This is a genomic window from Arenicella sp. 4NH20-0111, from assembly GCF_040366405.1.
Classification (GTDB): Bacteria; Pseudomonadota; Gammaproteobacteria; order Arenicellales; family Arenicellaceae; genus Arenicella.
The window spans coordinates 1-17320 of sequence record NZ_BAABWF010000001.1; the positions used below are offsets into that span (position 1 = coordinate 1).

Below are 17320 nucleotides of genomic sequence, written 5' to 3' on the forward strand. Positions count from 1 at the left end.
CCATTGAAATGGAAATCGGACACCGAGATACATTCTCTTTAGTTGTTGGAAAGAAAATTAGTCCAAAACAACAATATGTAGACATATGGACAGGTGGTGTTCGCCTAACTTATATTGATAATTTGGTTTATGTTCCTCAGTTTGTCACTTCCGTGAGGAGAGAGATGGAAATTCTAAAAACTAGGAATTTACCGAAATGCTATGCTGCTCTTCATTGGGGGCCAACCACTGATGGTTTTGTAGGTAGATTTACAATAAGAAACTCCGCCGAATTACAACTTCATTGCAAATTGGACAATGGAAGTAAAGTCACAACAAATATTGCTATAGAAAAACTTATTGCCGTTTATAGCCAATGCTTAGATGAACTTGAAAAAGCTACATAACAAGGCAAACAGCGCGAGCCCGTTTTGTGAGCGATATGCATCAATACTATGATTGAAAACCTACCTCCCGTAATAGATTCATGCAAAGTTCTATTCTATGCAGATACAAGCTCTGATGTAGAGTTTACCGATCGAATTGATTTACATGTAGGAAGCTTAGATGGCGAATTTAACAGGGTTAGAGAGCAACCATATTTGATCATTGCTGAACCATATTCGAATGAAAACGAATATTTGTTGATGTTCTGTAGTTCCTCTTGGGAGACGGTAGGCGTGATTAATTTTGCTTCATTAAACGAAGCAAAACTAAAAGCCGAAAAAGGATACAAAGGTATATCTGAAAAATGGAGATCGTCGCCTTTTTCAGAGAAAGAGATATTAAACTACCTTCGAGATGAATACGAAGTTGACCCCGGCTCAGAATGGTGGAAGGATGATGCTCTTTCTGCGAAAAATCATCAGAATTAGAAATGCTGATAAAAGGAGCTAGGGCTTCTATATGTAAAGGCTGTATTGACAGCTTTGCTAGTGAAATAAATGAGAGCATATAACAAACTTAAAACCTTACATTCACTTCGTTCATTCGAATGCGCTAACCGCGCGCGCCCGTTTTAAGAGCGTCGGTGGCATAATGCAATGGAGTTAACAAACACAACACTGTCAGCGGTTGAAACTTTATTTCTAGCTGAAGAATGTGATGAAGTTAAAGAACTATTGCTTGCAGATTGTTCGAATAATGTCCCTGGCTGTTCTAGGTGGGAGCAAGAACATTTAGAACGTTTGTGGCTCTCTGTTTTAAAATTGAGTGCTGGTAATCTAGAAAAGCTATATAGTTCAATTTCACTTGCTCAAACTGACTATCGTGATCTATTTATGTCAGCGGGTTTTGGGCATGATGCACTCGCACATAAAAAATGGAAGCCCTGAAAATTAAACCCAGTGACAAGCACTTTAAGTTCCCCTTCCGTAGGGCGTGCGTTAAGTTTACGGATATCGCATGCCAATAAATATTGTGAACTATATTGATGCCAACGAAGGTGTTGGTGGAAAAGACTTAGGCCAAATTTGTGTTGGAGAATGGGATCTAATTAAGCAATTTACAGAACTCCATCTATGGGCAATAAGGAATTCAAATCTGCCAAAAGGCGAATATCTCTTAGAAGTTCAATTTAATCCAGCCAATAGTGTTTCGGGCGCAATGTTGTCGTCTGAGGCTATGAAAGTATTCGGTAAAATTGGTGCGACTCTATTGCTCACGGAGCAAAATTCTTCATCTACAGGTGAAACTTAGCAAGGCACTAAGGTGCACACGATTGGGTATCGCATGAAAAAAATAACCAGCATAGTGTCGATAATCGGAGTTTTTCTATTTGGCTTTGTTGCTGACTCCAAAGAAACGATTGAAGGCCTAAGAACTTTAGGCATCCCATATAGCTTATCAGCTGAGCATCATAAATCAGACGTAGTGATCGATGATGACAAGATCACCATCTTGGCGAACAAAGGAACTGATCTATACACTAATGCGGATGGATCAAGCTCAAACGATACCGCTCCCCGAGTGTTGTTTGAGCCGATATCAGACTTTTCTCTGTCAGCGAAGGTAACGGCGAATTTTAATACCGCTTACGATGGTGGCGCGTTGTTTCTCTATGCCGACGCTGAGAATTGGGGAAAGTTGTTATTTGAACGATTCAAATCAGGAAACAACGGAATTGCTTCCACGGTGACTCGCTTAACGGGCGACGATGCCTATCATTATTCGATTGAGAACAACACGGTTTATCTTAAAATAGAAAGAAAAACCAACACCGTCACTTTTCTCTATTCCAAAGATGGTAAACAATGGTCTTATCTAAGGTCATTTAATTTAGCCAGTCAGACGAATATCAAAGTTGGATTCATAGCGCAGTCACCATTAAGTGAAACTCATGAGGTTGTGTATTCAAATATTGTATTCGAGGAATGACGTTTCAATATCTAAACAACTAGGGGGATCAGAGTATGAGTATTGATTGGAACTCAATCGTTTCTATATTCACCGCCGTTGGTGTATTAGTCGCGGCTTTTCAGTTGAGAGTGAGTTCAAAGATCGCGCAATCTGAATTCGAAGATTCGATCGATCAACAATACCGAGAGCTGACCAAAGGTATTCCGGTGGACGCTCTAATAGGCAAGAGCGTCGCTGCTGAAAAGAAGGACCACACCAGAGAGCTAATATACAACTACTTAGATTTATGCAATGAACAGATTTTTCTAAGAAAGAATAGACGAGTCAGAAAAAACACCTGGGTTGATTGGTGCTCTGGCATTGCAGCGAACCTGGAAAAAGTAGAATTCGATAGTGTGTGGACGGAAATAAAAAAAGAAGCCCCAAAGACATTTACGTTTTTAGAGCGGCTAGAGAGTTCCGGTTTTAAAGAAGACCCAGCAAAATGGAAATAGAGATTGCGGCTGTGGTGGCTACGAATAGAACGTATTTTCCTAAACTCTTGACTCGCTGATGGTATGAATTACATATTACTTGCGGCTGGAAGGTCGGGCTCTACGTTGCTGACGAACTATTTATCTTCACATCCTGTTGTTCGGTGTCACCATGAACCCTTTAATCAAACAGGCTGGCATAACGAGATCAAGCACTATGACCGAGCACTGAACGCGTTAAACCACCTTGAAAAAAAAGGTTTAACCATCTCTAACTATAAAAAACTCCAGTCCTTAGGCAGGAGTATAGTAAAGCGACATAATGGAAGCACCCATGTAGATCCGTTCAAGAAGTCAAAAGACATTAAATGCGAGGGGTTTAAACTAACTTGGGCACAAGGCAAACCCATGCTCGAAGACCTAGGCCTATGGTTAACGCAAAATGCTCATATAAAATGCGTGTTTTTGTATCGCTTTGATTTTTTAGCCAGATATGTTTCGTATAAGTTATCTCGTAAAAATAAGGTGTGGCACTCTAATTCGAAACCGCGCGATGCAACGCCATTTGAGGTAGATCCAGTTGAGTTCAAAGCCTTTTGTCATCAGCAGCAGACTTTAGAGCAAGATTTTTTAACTATGTTGACCAACACAAAAACAAACACGTTTATAACAAGTTATGAAGATCTCTGTAAGGCCCCACTATCAAGAGTCAACGAAGTGTTCTCTTTTTTAAGATGCCCTAGTATTAACGCCCTAAAAGAAGTTACGACCAAACTGGTCGTGCAGGACCTCGAATCGTTAGTTCTTAACTACAAATCGCTAAACAGTGCTGCCGTTAATATAGAGGCTGATGAAAAGCGAAAAAGAGCTGCACAACTACTTCTACCACACGCCATTTGGCAAGCAACTAAAGGTTAAGGTAGTGACGTTTGAGCCCCTTTCCCATAGACACTTGGATTCCCTACTTAGGTTTGAGCAGGAAAACAGAGCCTGGTTTGAAACTCTGATTTCGGCGCGAGACCCACGGTTTTACACCCGCAGTGGAGTAAAACGTCACATAGACAGCGCACTTACGAACCTAGAACTAAAAAAGGGGTACTCAGCGGTTCTGATGGATGCAAATCAGGTTTGCGCCAGAGGAAACTTGAAAAACATCAACGCCAAAGACAAAGTTTGTTTTGTAGGCTATCGCGTGGCTCAGTATCATACTGGCAAAGGTCATGCGAGTTATTGCCTTGCGAAGCTAATAAACGTAGCAAAAGAAACATTTAAAATGGACGAATTAAGAGCTAAGGTGTTAAGCAATAACCCGGCGTCGGCATCCGTCTTAAATAAAAATGGATTTATAGAACTCAGTAACGAAAAAGACATTATCAGTCTAAACGGCGAACTGCTTAGCGGCGTAACGTTTAGCCTAAAAATCCAATAGCCTCTATAAACAATAGACCAAACGATGACTGCTCTGTGCTTAAAAAATTAACGTACATCATTACCCGAAGCGATATTGGAGGAGCACAATTCCATACGCTTGCCTTGCTCGAAAAATTCAAGCACAGCTATGATATTTTGCTCATATCAGGTTCAGAGGGCGTGCTTTCAGATAGAGCACGGGCGCTTGGGGTTCGAACGATGGTCATTACTCAAATTGACTCATTCAATGTCATTAGTGCGATTTATAGAATCAGGCTGGCGTTAAACGCAGAACAACCTGATTTAGTTCATGTTCATTCTTCTCTGGCCTCATTTTATGGCCGTTGCGCGGCAAAATTGACTAATATTAGGACGCTTTACACCGTGCATGGTTGGCACTTTTCTCACGAACCAAATGCGCTCAAGAGGCGAATCAAAATAGCGATAGAGCGCGGACTTAAATGGACAACCAGCCACTGGATTACGGTTTCAAACTTTGACCACCAGCTTGGTCGTGAACATAATTTATTTCGCCATGATTGTGTCAACACCATCAACAATGGAGTCGAACCGTCGAGCACCGCGACCACTAGACCGTCGGGTAACACGTTGGACGTTGTTTTTCTGGGTAGGGCCACCTACCAAAAGAACTGCGAATCAGCGATTCGTGTTCTGGAGCTCACGCATGATGATGTTAGGCTAACTATGTTTGCCTCAGGTGGCTCGGTTGAAGAGTTGACCACGCAACTAAGCCGTTCTAGCGCGAAACACCGCATCCGTTTGGTGCTCGATGACCCCAACGCAGCAGAAAGGTTAAAGAACTATTCTGTCATGCTTCTGACCTCTCGCTATGAGGGTATGCCACTGGGTGCTCTGGAAGCCATGAGCAATGGTTTGGCGGTGATTTCCACTGACGTTTGCGGGATGAACGAAGTGGTTAAAAATGAGGTTAATGGGTATCTTGTGGCCCAAGACAACGAGCAAATAATCGCCGATAAACTTAACTCGCTGCTTACTGATAAAGGCACCCTACGCCAAATGGGGCAAGCCTCTTTTGAGCTGTATGAGGCCAATTTTACGCTGAACAGAATGCTTACAAGAGTCAGCGAGGTTTACACTAAACTCTTCTAGTTACCGCATTTCAGCTTGTTTAAGGCTCATTGTTTCCATAGATCCATCCCAGACTGAAAACCAAGCGAACACCAGCTCGAATTTCACTCACACTGTGCTCGGCAATATCAGGTCGAAACAACTTAATCCTTTTTGATTCAAATAGAGGTGAATCACAGAAAAACTCACCGCCGGATTTGGCATTCATCAAAACAATGTTAAGCCGAAAGTGGCGACCTTTTTTTACTGGATCAATGTGCTTGGGAACCGAGCTACCCACATTGAATCGTAGTAGGTAGCTATCAAACTTGACTGGCCACCCTAAGCCGCCAAGGTACAGTTTTTGATAACCACTGCCTTGACGACCATTGCGCCATCGAAAAAGAGCCGACCGCGCCGAGAGTTCATCAGGGCGTTTTTCGCGTCGTCTAAACAACGCGTTGTTTTGGGTATTGGTGGATTGGCGTTGTAGACACGCCAATCCACCCAAACGCTATCTTTGCAAGGCTCTCTGACACGATTGCAATCCGCTTATGCGGGCCGCTACTCGTCAACTTGCTCAACGACCTCTTCTGCTTCCTTCATTGAGTCAATAGCCGCTTCGTTGGCTTGGTCATACTTGGCAAACCACCCCAAGATGTTGTCGACCTTTGCAATCAACTGACTGGGGCGTGCCGCTATCGAGTGAGACGCACCAGGGATATGGACCAATGCGGTGTCAACTTTCTGTAACTTCAAACCAGTGTAAAATTGCTCAGCTTCCCACGTGGGTGTGCGCCAGTCTTCCTCGCCAACCATTACCATGGTCGGGGTAGTCACGTTACCGATCAACGAAATAGGGGATTGCTTCCAATAGAATTCAGGGTCTTCCCATGGCTGAACGCCCATCCAATGGCGGCTAACGAAGCGCGCAATGTCGGCCGCCAATGCCATTGTCGCCCAGTTGATCACAGGTTTAATGGTCGCTGCTGCTGCAAACCGATCGGTTTTCCCCACGGCCCACGCAGTCAATACACCGCCACCAGAACCACCGGTAATAAACAGGCGATCTTCACTAACGTATTGACGTTTAACCAGTTCGTCGACTACGGACATTAAGTCGTCATGATCGAAGCTGGGATAGGCTTTATCGATGAGCTGAGCGAATTCTTCGCCATAGCCAGTTGAGCCGCGCGGATTAACATAGACCGTGACATACCCTTCAGCCGCATAACGCTGGATTTCTGCGGCGAAAAACGGGCCATACATGGCGAATGGACCACCGTGTATTTCTAGGATCATAGGCATGCTGCCATCGGCCTTAAAGCCAGTTGGCAACGCCACCCAGGCTTCTATCTCACGACCATCGTAGCTCGACTTCACTTTAAGTTCTTCGATCTGCGCAATATCGAGGCCACTCAAAATATCCTCGTTCAGAGCCGTTAAGGTTTTGGTTTTTCCACTTTTAAGTATCGCAATTTCCGCTGGTTTTTGCGTGTCGGCTTGCGTATACGCTATCACGCCATTACCCACAGAAAAACTGCCAGAAGCGTAGGGCCTTCCCAAAGAGGTTCCCCCCAAATCCGTCACTAGCGTTCTTGTATTACCAGACAAGCTGATTGAAATAAGATGAGTCTCTCCATCCACGTTTACTTGTGAAATTAACGAATTCCCGTTTTCGCTCCATTTAATACTGCTGATCGAACGATCCAGATCCTCAGTGAGATTACGCACGTTACTTCCATCAACGGACATGACAAATAAATCAGTCTGCTGATAAGCTTTGAGCTTGTCGTCATACCCTAGAAAAGCGATGGTTTTACCGTTGGAGGACACAAGGGGCGAATGATCGGGGCCATCACGAGAGGTCAGTTGCGTTATTGCCAAATCATTCAGATTAACCGAGTAGAGGTCGCTTTCAATCGGGTCAAGCTCTGGATTATCGACTTCATTACCAACAACAATCAGCTCATCATTGCTTAACCAGCTGGGGTTATTAAATCCATGTTCACTCTTAGTGACTTGCCGAGGCGTTCCACCATCCGTGCTGACAACAAAAACTTGCTGCGAGCCTTTAGGTAGATAACCTGCCCCGTTAAAACGAAATACCAAATCATCGTACACTTTGGCGGCTTCTGCCCATTCAGCGCCTTTAGGCGCGGTTACGGGTTTTGCAAACGATGCTTTTTCGCTGGGTACAAATTTGGAAAACGCCACGAACTTACCGTTCGGCGACCAAACAGGCGCGCTCGGGCTGTGCTCAAACTGAGCCAAGGAGAAGCTTTCACCGGTGTCCATATAACGAATACGCAAACTCGGCCGTCCTGAAACATTCGCTAAGTACAATACTCGATCTCCCTTTGGAGACCATCGGACGGACGATATTGACCCTTCGTCATTAATGAAAGGCCGGTGAGTACCGCGAGCCACGTCCAGCATCCACAAATTGCTCGCCACTCGGTCAGAGAATTTATCCATCGATCGACGGGCGTAAATAATGCTCTTCCCATTTGGCGAAACTTGTGGCGAATCACCGTACTCAAGATCAAAGACACGTTGCGACGTGAATTTCCGATCCGATTCTTCGGTTGCTGCTGCCTCAGCATAGGCGCTTCCCATGACAAGCACGGACCCTAATAAAACACTCGCGTGTTTTAATCCAATATATAAATTTTTACTCAAAGGTTTCTCCTTGACGCAATGCGACTTCTGCTTTCAATTTTTCTGGAAAATTGACGTATTCTTTATTAAAACGGCTCTTGTTAGGCGGTAAAAGGCCCAGTGAACGCTCTTACCCAAGCGCGCCGACCTCACACTAAGGTGGCGCGTCTCTTAACCTTATAAACGATCAGGTAAAATAAGCTTAACCGTCAGCGGTTAGTTATTGATTGATGCCGTGCGCTAGAAACATAAACGCATACTCTTCGGCGTAATCTTTAAGGCGCCCATACCGACCAGAGTTAGCAAAGTGTCCGGCTCCCATGTTTATTCTCATGACCAGTAGGTTGTCGTCAGTTTTTAACTCACGCATCTTCGCAGTCCATTTAGCGGGCTCCCAATACGTTACTCTGGGATCATTGAGCCCACCAGAGACGTACATTGGAGGATAGTCACGCTTGGCAATATTGTCGTAAGGAGAATAGCTTTGAATCAACGCGTAATCTTCGGCACTGGCAATCGGATTACCCCATTCTTTCCATTCTGGTGGTGTCAGAGGTAACGTTGCATCGAGCATGGTATTTAAAACATCCACAAACGGAACGCCAAGGTTTATAGAGCGCCACAAATCAGGTGCCTGTATGGTCACGGCTCCCATCAATTCACCACCGGCACTGCGGCCAGAAGCAGAAATATTTCCGGCCGCAACGTAGTTACGTTCTACCAGCCCCTTTGCCACGTCCACAAAGTCATTGAAAGTGTTCTCTCGCTTTTTAAGCTTTCCATCTAGATACCACTGATAACTCATCATCGAGCCACCTCTGACATGAGCAATGGCGAATGAAAAACCGCGATCAAGAGCACTTAACCTGAGCGTCGAAAAGTTGGGCGTTACAGTAGATGAATAAGCACCGTAACCGTAGAGCCACATGGGGTGACTGGCGTCTTTCTTGAATCCCTTTTTGTAAACGATCGTGACCGGTATATCGACACCATCACGAGCTGTAATCATTAAACGCTCGGTATCGTATTGATCTTTGTCGTAACCTGATGGGACCTTTTTTACCTTGCGTGTGGTGAGTAGCTTACTGTCTACCTGATAATCAAACGTGGTATCAGGCGTAATCATAGACTCATAATTCACCCGCAAAAAGTTTGTCTTAAACTCAGGGTTAATTCCGATTGAGGCGGTGAACACCGATTCTGGAAAATTGATTTCAGCTCGTTTTAAGTCTTGATCGAGGTCGGCCGGATAATCGATCAATTCAATTTTCTCGAAACCATTACTACGTGATTTCATTGCGATAAAACCATCAAACGCTTGCAGGCTCAAAAGGTAGTCCGCATCACTCCCTTCCTGAACCGTCTGCCAATTGGCCGTTGCTGGCTGAGAATCAGCTGTTCTGGCTAAGCGAAAGTTGGTGTGCGTATCATTGGCAAGCATATAAAAATGGCCATGAGCATGATCTATTCTTTGCTGAAACCCTTCTTTACGCGAAACCATCGGAACGAGATCGCCTTTCAAATCACTCGAAACTACGTAGCTTTCTTGTACTTCACCTTGACTGGAATTAATGACGAAAAACTCTTTGCTACTGGTCTGATAAAAACCGATGAAGTAACCGTCGTCGTCTTCTTGATACAGCGTACGATCATTTTTTTGCGGCTCACCGATTACATGAACCTTTAACTCCTTAGAGTGCCAACGCTCTTGCTCAAGCAATGAGTAAACCAGCGATTTACCATCAGAACTGTACGCCACGCTACCTTGCACGTCATTCAATACATCGTCTAGGTAACTGTCGGTTTCTAGGTCTTTAATTTTGACTTGATAACGTTCGTCACCCGCGGTATCGAAAGAATAAGCCAAGTATCTATTGTCTGGACTGATTGCCCACCCACCGAGCACAAAATATTTATGCCCTTTTGCCAAACTTGTTTCGTCAAGGAATATGGCTTCCTTGCCCGTCTCTAGATTCTTTCTACTTCTGGTTCGATACTCCTCTCCCTCGCGATAAAACCATCGGTATTCATAGCCGTTCTCAATGTAAGGCACCGATTCTTCGGTTTCGTCAGTTCTACCTTTGAACTCTTCAAAGACAGTGTTCACCAAGCCCTCATGAGGATCTAAAAACGACTTATGATAAGCGTTTTCCTCTTTTAGATAACTAAGCACATCTTCGTCGTCCACTTTTGGGTAACCTTGGTCCTTCATCCAAAAATACGGGTCTTGAAGAACATTGCCGTGGTAATTTCTCTCACTGGGCACGCGCTTAGCGACGGGCGCAGGGGTTGGAAGTTGTTTTAATCTTTGAAACTGGTTCATGTTTTTTGATTGAGGGGCTGAGCTTAACGTCTGCTTGTTTACCACAGAGTCATTTTGCTTGTTATGACACGCAGCCAGTGAGCATAGCGCCACACAGAGAAGTGCCTTGGTTAGAATTTTCATATTTATTCTCTTGGGTCCTAACGAAAACGTTAGGAATTAAACGGGGGCCAAACAATAGATATTTGGCTTACCCTGAAAGAATAAGTACTCAGCAAATAAAAGTAAATGTGATTTAGTGGTAGGTTATTCATCCTTAGATTACCAATCACATCAAGACGTTTAAGGTTAGCGTTGGCAACCCGAGCAGAAAAACGTATTTCGCTGACCAATCACCTTCGACTTTATTGGCTTAGAGCATCGGTTGCATGGCTCGCCGTTGCGTGCGTAAACTTGTAATTCATGACTAAAATAACCAGGCTTTCCATCGGCTTGGGTAAAATCGTTGAGAGTTGTGCCCCCCGCTTTAATAGCCTTAGCCAACACTTTTTTTATTTCACAGGCGAGCAGGTCATAACGTTTTTTGCTCACCTTATAAGCCGGTGTAGTTGGTCTAATCGCGGCTTCAAATAAGGATTCACTGGCGTAAATATTCCCCACTCCAACCACAATGGCACCGTCCATTATGAAGTTTTTGATCGGTGTTTTTTTCGCTCTAGAAGCGTTGAATAGATGTTCACCAGTAAACTTAGCAGACAACGGTTCGGGCCCTAAATTCACAAGGAGTTTATGAGTTGCAACAGGAGGTTGGGCCAGCAAACAGCAACCAAACCGACGAGGATCATTGAACCTAGCCACCATACCATTAGCCACAACCAAATCGATGTGGTCATGTTTTTCAGCTGGCGTGTCTGAAGGCAAAATACGTATGCTGCCTGACATACCTAGATGCAAAATAATGGCCGCAGCTTCAGTATGAATGAGTATGTACTTGGCACGACGCTCTAACAGTGTAACTTTCAATCCTATCAGAGCCTGAAGGTCAGACACCGGTACCGGCCACCGCAGACTCGGATTGCGTACAATCACATCAGAAATTGTTTGGCCCAACAAATAGGGCTCAATACCCCGAAGCGTGGTTTCTACCTCTGGTAACTCAGGCACAGCTCAACCCTCAACGTCACTAAATCGATATATCGCAATTAATCGCGCGTGATCAACTCACCTTGAGATGGCACCTGTTCGTCAGTAGAAGCAACCTCATCAGATGGCACAGCCAGCCCTAAACTGGGTTCAGATACGGCGGCTAGCTTGGCTAACCCAGCTCGATATAGCTGCAATGCTCGGCCACTTTCATTATTTGACTCCAACACCTCGCCCAACAAGGCGAAGGCTCCTGGTAATTGCCCTAGGGAAATCGCTTTTTCTAGGAACTCAATTGCTTGCTCAGAGTTCTTTTCCTGTAACGCCATTCGACCCGCCGCTAAATTGAGTTCAGCACTTTCGGGCCTTGCCATTAACCACCCTTCGATCACTCGACGCAACTTAGCCGGTTTTTCCGTGGAAAGTTTCCCATATAAGCTAACCAACGATTCATCGTATTGGTTTTTCAACGCAACACGGAGTAGCTTTTCAGCCGCGCCGTTGTCACCATTGTGCATCAAATCTTTAGCATACAACGCAATGTTCTCAGGCTTTTGCTGTTGAACCTTAGGTAATTGTCTCCAGGTAGCCTGACGATCACTGGACCGCAGTAGCAAAGCTTGATGCGCCTCAACGTCTATTTTTTCTAACAGCTCTGCGGGTAAAACATCGTACTTACGAGCCGCCGGAAGCAGGTCGTGAACTCCGTCCCAATTTTCTGTGGCTTGATACGTTTGTAAAAGCATGGCGATGAATTGGCTATTTTTGCGCCCTTCGCCTTCAATATCATTTAACGTGGCTTCGGCTTGCTCATGCTGACCCGCTAGGTGATGAAGGCGCGCTTTGGCCAACCCAATAGCAAAGCGCTCGTTAGGGGCAACTTTGTAAGCCAACGCCAAATACTCGTCTCTGCGCTCTATCTGGCTTTGCTCTTGAGCAGCTTGCGCAGCAGCCAAATAATTTATATAGGGGACTGCGCTATTATCCGTTTTGGCAATGAGACTCTTCTCTGCTTTTTTCCAATCACCCTTGATGAGCGCTAAATAGCCCGTTCCGAGTGATTGATTGGCTTTTAAGTGACTTCGCTTCTTGCGCCATCGAGAAAACACATTGCTCGCCCTGAAGGTCGAACCGAGCAACCAAAAAAACACATAAATTGCGCCTGAAGTCAGGATCAACAACAATAGAAAAGCCGTGAAGGACATCTCCACCAAATACGTGTCGACGTAGATCTTGACGTAATTATCTGGGTAAATGTTCACAAACTGAACAAAGCCGTAGCCCAAAATAAGCGCAAACGCAACAATGAAAACCCAACGCATGGCTAGTTACCACCTTTTATTCGTTGTAATTCATCGTAAGAAGCGGCAATGGAAGGCAGTTTACCGCCGAGGTTTTCACCAGCCAACTCCGACAGCTCCGACGCTACTTGGCGCACGTTTTCATCTAGTGGGTCAAAATACTCGTTAATCCAAGCGGTGGCTGCCTCGATGTTTCGCCGATAAACGTCGCCGTTACCTTGCATCACGGCCAACTCGGCGGTATTGAGTTTCAACTGTATATTTTGATCCAGAAAATAGCGCTGCTCTGGGGCCAATAAGGGCTTAGGCGGCTGATCTATTCGCTTGATCTTTACGGTATTCAAAGTGTCGACCCACAGTTTTTTCAACTCTGAGGTAAATGTCATTTGCTCGTCGTTGGTATGATGGGCAATATCAAGCTCTCCGATAACCGGAGGTTCATTCTCCAATGGAAGGGTGCTTATTTTTTTAGCTATCTCGTCGAGTTTTGATGTGACGGTAATCACATCCACCGATGCAATTTCGTTCAAAATAGAAATTTCTTCATTGATGGAACGACGAACGACGGCGTAGCGTGGATCGGCCAATTGCTTAAGCTGGCTGTCCGCGAGTTTCAATGCGCTAATGGCACTTCGCTTATCGCCTGCGAAGACCGCTGAGTTATTAGCCAGTTTCAACAATTGTGATACTTCTTCTAACGCAAGCTTATCTCCACTACGCTGAGAATCAACTGACAACTTCTCAAGCGTGTTCTGTAGGTCTTTTTGGGTCGCTTTAATGTCTCTAAAGACCAAATCGTTTTTGCTGTTTGTTTCAAGAAGGCGTGTTTGCAGCTGTTCTGACGATACCGAACTTTGCTCTACAACACGTTGAGCTCTTTGCAGTTGCGCCATACGCTCGGCCAATACCGTAACGTTGGTTCCAATCTCGTTTATTTTCACGACATAGTTGTTCTGCTGTTCAACACCACTCAACTGAGATTTATATACGTTGTACCCAGATCCGCCCAGCGCAGCCAGAGATAACAAAATCGCAAAAATGCTGAGGCCCTTACCCCCGGACTTCGCCGAAGCAGTGCGCTCCACTGGGAGTGGTAAAGCTTCACTAGATTTGGTTTCGGGTATCGTTTGATCAGTCATACTTAAACTACCTTCGCGCCCTCTCTGGCGCATTAGATTTCAACGAACAGCGGCCGAATGGCCACCATTCAAACTTTATCAATAATATCACAGGCTTCATGGGTTCTGACCAGTCAACGACAAGCCATGTGTAAACTTGTGTCAGCTCGTTAGAGCCTAAACCCAGAGCCACAACAGAACAGCTTCATAAAAGACCGCTCTAGCGCATATTTGAAAAAGCAATCATCATATGCTTATTCGAAGGAGATGCAGCGACGTGCACGTCACCCAACCAATTAAGTTCGAAAGCCGTACGTTTGATATTCTTACTACCTACCAACAAATTTACATTTTTCAACCGCTCTGCCAGATCACCTGACGCTTCAAGCAAGTTCTTAAGGCTTTGCGAACTGTGTACGAAGAGACCTTCAATGCGAGCATTTTGGTCGAATATCTCCTTGATTCTCTCTGCACATGAGGCAGGGATAGATTGCGTATAGCATTTGGCCTGAACCACCTTTGCACCACGCCTAGCCATTTCTTTAGCAGGCCAATCCAGGCCAGACTCACCTCGAACCAGCAATACTTTGCGCCGACTAAGGTCCTTCATTGGCCCTACTTTCAACAACGCTTCGGCGCCACTCCCTTTTTCAGGGAACAGTGCGTCTATTTTATGACTGTAGAGTTGTTTAGCGGTTTCAGCCCCCACGGCCATCACGCGCATGTTTTCGGGCATTCCACCGTTATGATTAATCATTTGCATGCCGATTTCGACGGCATTGCGCGAGATAAACACAACATCGGTAAAACCAGACAGATCAGCGAAAATAGTAGCCACTTCAGGACTAAAATTAGGCTCAACAGCCAAAGTTGGAATGTGTGCTGGCTGAAAGTCTAAACGTTGCAGTATTGCGGCAGTGTTGCCTAAAAACTTATTCTGGCGCGTCAATATAACCACCGGCTTATCGACTTTTTTCAATACCGGAGGTGACCGGTAAACGGCTTGCAAAATACTGGCTGCGCCTTGTTTTAACAAATCTTCCGCGAGTTGTTGACCAGCCTCTTCAGCGCTCGCCACCGTCAGTCTCTTACTGACCTCACGTGCGTGCAATATTTTCTGCCCGCTGGTCTGACCGACCATGCCACGCAGTTCAAGCCTGCCATTAGATATCTCGGCGTACCCTGCAACCGGCACCTGACATCCACCTTCTAAAGCGGCATTCATGCTTCGTTCTGCGGCGAGCATGACTTCACTTTCGACGCTATGCAGGGCGCGAAGAACTTCCTTCGTTTGCTCATCATCTGATCGACATTCAATACCAACGATGCCCTGCCCTACCGCCGGCAAACATAAGTCAGGGGCAATAAACTGCTTAATTCGATCTTCGAATCCTAGTCGCTTAAGGCCTGCAGTCGCCAATATAATCGCGTCGTAATCACCGTCGTCGAGTTTTCTTAAGCGAGTGTTTACGTTTCCTCTAAGCTCGAGAAACTCTAACGATGGAAACGCGTTTTTAAGTTGAGAAACTCGGCGCAAACTCGACGTTCCGACACGAGCCCCATCGGGCAAGGCGTATAGGTTTTGATACTGGTTCGAAACAAACGCATCTCGAGGATCTTCACGTTCACAAACTACGGGTATTTCAAGACCTTGAGGCAGATCGACCGGGACATCCTTCATAGAATGTACCGCTATGTCTGTCTCTTTGTTTAGCAGCGAAACTTCCAGCTCTTTTAGAAAAAGCCCTTTGCCGCCAACGGCAACCAAACTGCGGTCAAGCAACTGATCGCCTTTAGTCGTCATACCAACCACAGTGACGTCTATCCCAGAGTGCTCTTGTTCCAAACGCTGCTTTACGTAGTTTGCCTGCCACATCGCGAGCGGGCTGTTACGAGTAGCAATGCGAATAGATTTCATACGTTAAACGTTTTTTCTTATTAGGGACGGTGACTTTATCATAGCGTCCTATAACTCGTTCAATTTTTTACACAAATACCCGCCTTTACATACAATTATGGTTATTTCTTTATGTACAGCGCTAACACAGTCGCCAGCAAACAGCTATAATTCTGAAAACTTTTCAGCCACTCAATATGCGCCCATACGGCGCTGACCAAACAGTGAATAACCAAGCATCGAAAAAACCATGGGGCGGCCGTTTCACGGAACCCACCAACGCTCTTGTTGAAGCATTCACGGAATCCATTAGTTTTGATTCACGACTTTACAAGCAAGACATTCGTGGCTCCATTGCGCATAGCAAAATGCTGGCGAAAATTGGCGTTATCACGACTGAGGAAGCTCTGAGTATCGAAAGCGGCTTACTGGAGATACAAGAACAGATAAACGCAGGGCAATTTAGCTGGTCGACTGAGCTTGAAGATGTGCACATGAACATCGAAGCACGCCTGACCGACGCCATTGGCGAAGCCGGCAAGAAGTTGCACACTGGGCGTTCACGAAATGACCAAGTAGCTACAGACATAAGACTGTATATGCGAGAGTCGGTTGACGATATTGTCAGCCTGATTGAGGGCTTGCAAAAGAACGTATTGGATCTAGCCGGCCAAGAGATAGACACCATCATGCCTGGCTTCACCCACCTTCAAGTCGCGCAACCCATAAGCTTGGCTCATCATTTACTGGCGTGGAATGAAATGTTTGAACGTGACGCTGAGCGATTGGCTGACGCTCGAAAACGTTTGAACGTGATGCCATTAGGATCCGCTGCCTTAGCCGGCACAAGCTTTCCGCTAGACCGAGACATGACCTGCGAGCTGCTAGGTTTTGACCGACCAAGTCGCAACTCTTTGGATGCCGTGTCTGATCGTGATTTTTTGATTGAAATCGCGTCGGCCTGCAGCCTCGTGATGATGCACTTATCAAGAATGTGCGAAGAAATTATTCTATGGGCATCTGAGAGCTACAAATTCATTGAAATAGGAGATGCTTTTTGCACTGGCTCAAGCATCATGCCGCAAAAGAAAAATCCTGACATTGCAGAAATCGTGCGAGGGAAAAGCGCCAGGGTAATCGGCAACCTTCAAGCCCTCTTAGTCTTAATGAAATCCCAACCATTGGCGTACAATAGAGACAATCAAGAAGATAAAGAGCCTATATTCGATACGGTAGACACGGTCGCTCGGTCACTCCAAGTGTTTGCGGCTATGGTGCCAAGCATCAGCTTTAATCGCGAGACCATGTACAACGCCGCACTGAAGGGCTACGCGACTGCAACCGATCTTGCCGAATACCTAGTTCGACTCAACGTGCCATTCAGAGACGCCCATGAAATTGTAGGAAGTACGGTACATTTTGCTATAGAGCAGAATAAGCCCCTTTCAGACTTAAGCTTAGACGAACTTCAATCATTTGGAGCTATGATTACCGAAGACGTATATGATGTCTTAAGTTTAGAAGGCTCCGTGCGCGCCAGAGACCATTTCGGCGGCACGGCACCAATCCGAGTTAAAGAAGCGGTTGACGCAGCCTCCATCAGACTAAAAAAATAACGAAAACTAACA

17 protein-coding genes and 2 pseudogenes are annotated in these 17320 nt (G+C 45.4%); 11 read left to right on the top strand and 8 right to left on the bottom strand.

The window, feature by feature from the left end:
* From ABWW54_RS00005 to ABWW54_RS00050, 10 genes and pseudogenes are all read left to right on the top strand, one after another.
* Positions 1–386 (top strand): annotated as a pseudogene (locus tag ABWW54_RS00005) (hypothetical protein); the annotation flags it as partial.
* A gap of 48 nt (positions 387–434) precedes the next feature.
* Positions 435–854: a hypothetical protein gene (locus tag ABWW54_RS00010; RefSeq protein WP_353408799.1), complete on the top strand. Its 420-nt coding sequence runs from the start codon at positions 435–437 to the stop codon at positions 852–854.
* A gap of 2 nt (positions 855–856) precedes the next feature.
* Positions 857–937: a hypothetical protein gene (locus tag ABWW54_RS00015; protein WP_353410352.1), complete on the top strand. Its 81-nt coding sequence runs from the start codon at positions 857–859 to the stop codon at positions 935–937.
* Positions 938–1022: 85 nt separating this feature from the next.
* Positions 1023–1313, top strand: coding sequence for a hypothetical protein (locus ABWW54_RS00020; protein WP_353408801.1), 291 nt, complete (start codon positions 1023–1025; stop codon positions 1311–1313).
* Positions 1314–1383: 70 nt separating this feature from the next.
* Positions 1384–1677: a hypothetical protein gene (locus tag ABWW54_RS00025; protein WP_353408803.1), complete on the top strand. Its 294-nt coding sequence runs from the start codon at positions 1384–1386 to the stop codon at positions 1675–1677.
* 33 nt (positions 1678–1710) lie between these two features.
* Positions 1711–2355 (top strand): DUF1349 domain-containing protein, encoded by a 645-nt coding sequence (locus ABWW54_RS00030; protein WP_353408805.1) that lies wholly within the window; start codon positions 1711–1713, stop codon positions 2353–2355.
* Positions 2356–2390: 35 nt separating this feature from the next.
* Positions 2391–2831, top strand: coding sequence for a hypothetical protein (locus ABWW54_RS00035; protein ID WP_353408807.1), 441 nt, complete (start codon positions 2391–2393; stop codon positions 2829–2831).
* Between the two features lie 63 nt (positions 2832–2894).
* Positions 2895–3728 (top strand): hypothetical protein, encoded by an 834-nt coding sequence (locus ABWW54_RS00040; protein ID WP_353408809.1) that lies wholly within the window; start codon positions 2895–2897, stop codon positions 3726–3728.
* A gap of 4 nt (positions 3729–3732) precedes the next feature.
* Positions 3733–4239 carry a GNAT family N-acetyltransferase gene (locus tag ABWW54_RS00045; RefSeq protein ID WP_353408811.1) on the top strand — a complete coding sequence of 169 codons (507 nt, stop codon included), beginning with the start codon at positions 3733–3735 and terminating at the stop codon, positions 4237–4239.
* A gap of 35 nt (positions 4240–4274) precedes the next feature.
* Positions 4275–5351, top strand: a complete 1077-nt coding sequence (locus ABWW54_RS00050) for a glycosyltransferase (RefSeq protein ID WP_353408813.1) — start codon at positions 4275–4277, stop codon at positions 5349–5351.
* A gap of 19 nt (positions 5352–5370) precedes the next feature.
* Here the strand turns inward: ABWW54_RS00050 and ABWW54_RS00055 are convergent, their stop codons facing one another.
* The 8 genes and pseudogenes from ABWW54_RS00055 to hemC form a co-directional block, all read right to left on the bottom strand.
* Positions 5371–5820 (bottom strand): 2OG-Fe(II) oxygenase, encoded by a 450-nt coding sequence (locus ABWW54_RS00055; protein WP_353408815.1) that lies wholly within the window; start codon positions 5818–5820, stop codon positions 5371–5373.
* A 53-nt stretch (positions 5821–5873) separates the two neighbouring features.
* Entirely contained in the window at positions 5874–7991 is a 2118-nt protein-coding gene (locus tag ABWW54_RS00060; RefSeq protein ID WP_353408817.1) for a S9 family peptidase, read from the bottom strand.
* A gap of 199 nt (positions 7992–8190) precedes the next feature.
* Complete coding sequence (locus ABWW54_RS00065) at positions 8191–10416, bottom strand: S9 family peptidase (RefSeq protein WP_353408819.1); 2226 nt, start codon at positions 10414–10416, stop codon at positions 8191–8193.
* A 165-nt stretch (positions 10417–10581) separates the two neighbouring features.
* Positions 10582–11397, bottom strand: coding sequence for a bifunctional DNA-formamidopyrimidine glycosylase/DNA-(apurinic or apyrimidinic site) lyase (mutM, locus tag ABWW54_RS00070; RefSeq protein ID WP_353408821.1), 816 nt, complete (start codon positions 11395–11397; stop codon positions 10582–10584).
* 38 nt (positions 11398–11435) lie between these two features.
* Entirely contained in the window at positions 11436–12698 is a 1263-nt protein-coding gene (locus tag ABWW54_RS00075; protein ID WP_353408823.1) for a heme biosynthesis HemY N-terminal domain-containing protein, read from the bottom strand.
* A 2-nt stretch (positions 12699–12700) separates the two neighbouring features.
* Positions 12701–13816, bottom strand: a complete 1116-nt coding sequence (locus ABWW54_RS00080) for a uroporphyrinogen-III C-methyltransferase (RefSeq protein WP_353408825.1) — start codon at positions 13814–13816, stop codon at positions 12701–12703.
* A 199-nt stretch (positions 13817–14015) separates the two neighbouring features.
* Complete coding sequence (locus ABWW54_RS00085) at positions 14016–14753, bottom strand: uroporphyrinogen-III synthase (protein WP_353410354.1); 738 nt, start codon at positions 14751–14753, stop codon at positions 14016–14018.
* 30 nt (positions 14754–14783) lie between these two features.
* Positions 14784–15713: pseudogene (gene hemC, locus ABWW54_RS00090) on the bottom strand (hydroxymethylbilane synthase); the annotation flags it as partial.
* A gap of 176 nt (positions 15714–15889) precedes the next feature.
* Here hemC and argH point away from each other — a divergent pair.
* On the top strand, positions 15890–17308 hold the full coding sequence (argH, locus tag ABWW54_RS00095; protein ID WP_353408827.1) for an argininosuccinate lyase: 1419 nt from the start codon (positions 15890–15892) through the stop codon (positions 17306–17308).
* Positions 17309–17320: the final 12 nt, after the last annotated feature.

What these genes read in the sequence shown, in the direction of transcription:
- ABWW54_RS00010 (WP_353408799.1), top strand. Translation starts at nt 435, where the DNA reads ATGATTGAAAACCTACCTCCCGTAATAGATTCATGCAAAGTTCTATTC.
- ABWW54_RS00015 (WP_353410352.1), top strand. Translation starts at nt 857, where the DNA reads ATGCTGATAAAAGGAGCTAGGGCTTCTATATGTAAAGGCTGTATTGAC.
- ABWW54_RS00020 (WP_353408801.1), top strand. Translation starts at nt 1,023, where the DNA reads ATGGAGTTAACAAACACAACACTGTCAGCGGTTGAAACTTTATTTCTA.
- ABWW54_RS00025 (WP_353408803.1), top strand. Translation starts at nt 1,384, where the DNA reads ATGCCAATAAATATTGTGAACTATATTGATGCCAACGAAGGTGTTGGT.
- ABWW54_RS00030 (WP_353408805.1), top strand. Translation starts at nt 1,711, where the DNA reads ATGAAAAAAATAACCAGCATAGTGTCGATAATCGGAGTTTTTCTATTT.
- ABWW54_RS00035 (WP_353408807.1), top strand. Translation starts at nt 2,391, where the DNA reads ATGAGTATTGATTGGAACTCAATCGTTTCTATATTCACCGCCGTTGGT.
- ABWW54_RS00040 (WP_353408809.1), top strand. Translation starts at nt 2,895, where the DNA reads ATGAATTACATATTACTTGCGGCTGGAAGGTCGGGCTCTACGTTGCTG.
- ABWW54_RS00065 (WP_353408819.1), bottom strand. Translation starts at nt 10,416, where the DNA reads ATGAAAATTCTAACCAAGGCACTTCTCTGTGTGGCGCTATGCTCACTG.
- ABWW54_RS00075 (WP_353408823.1), bottom strand. Translation starts at nt 12,698, where the DNA reads ATGCGTTGGGTTTTCATTGTTGCGTTTGCGCTTATTTTGGGCTACGGC.
- ABWW54_RS00080 (WP_353408825.1), bottom strand. Translation starts at nt 13,816, where the DNA reads ATGACTGATCAAACGATACCCGAAACCAAATCTAGTGAAGCTTTACCA.
- argH (WP_353408827.1), top strand. Translation starts at nt 15,890, where the DNA reads ATGCGCCCATACGGCGCTGACCAAACAGTGAATAACCAAGCATCGAAA.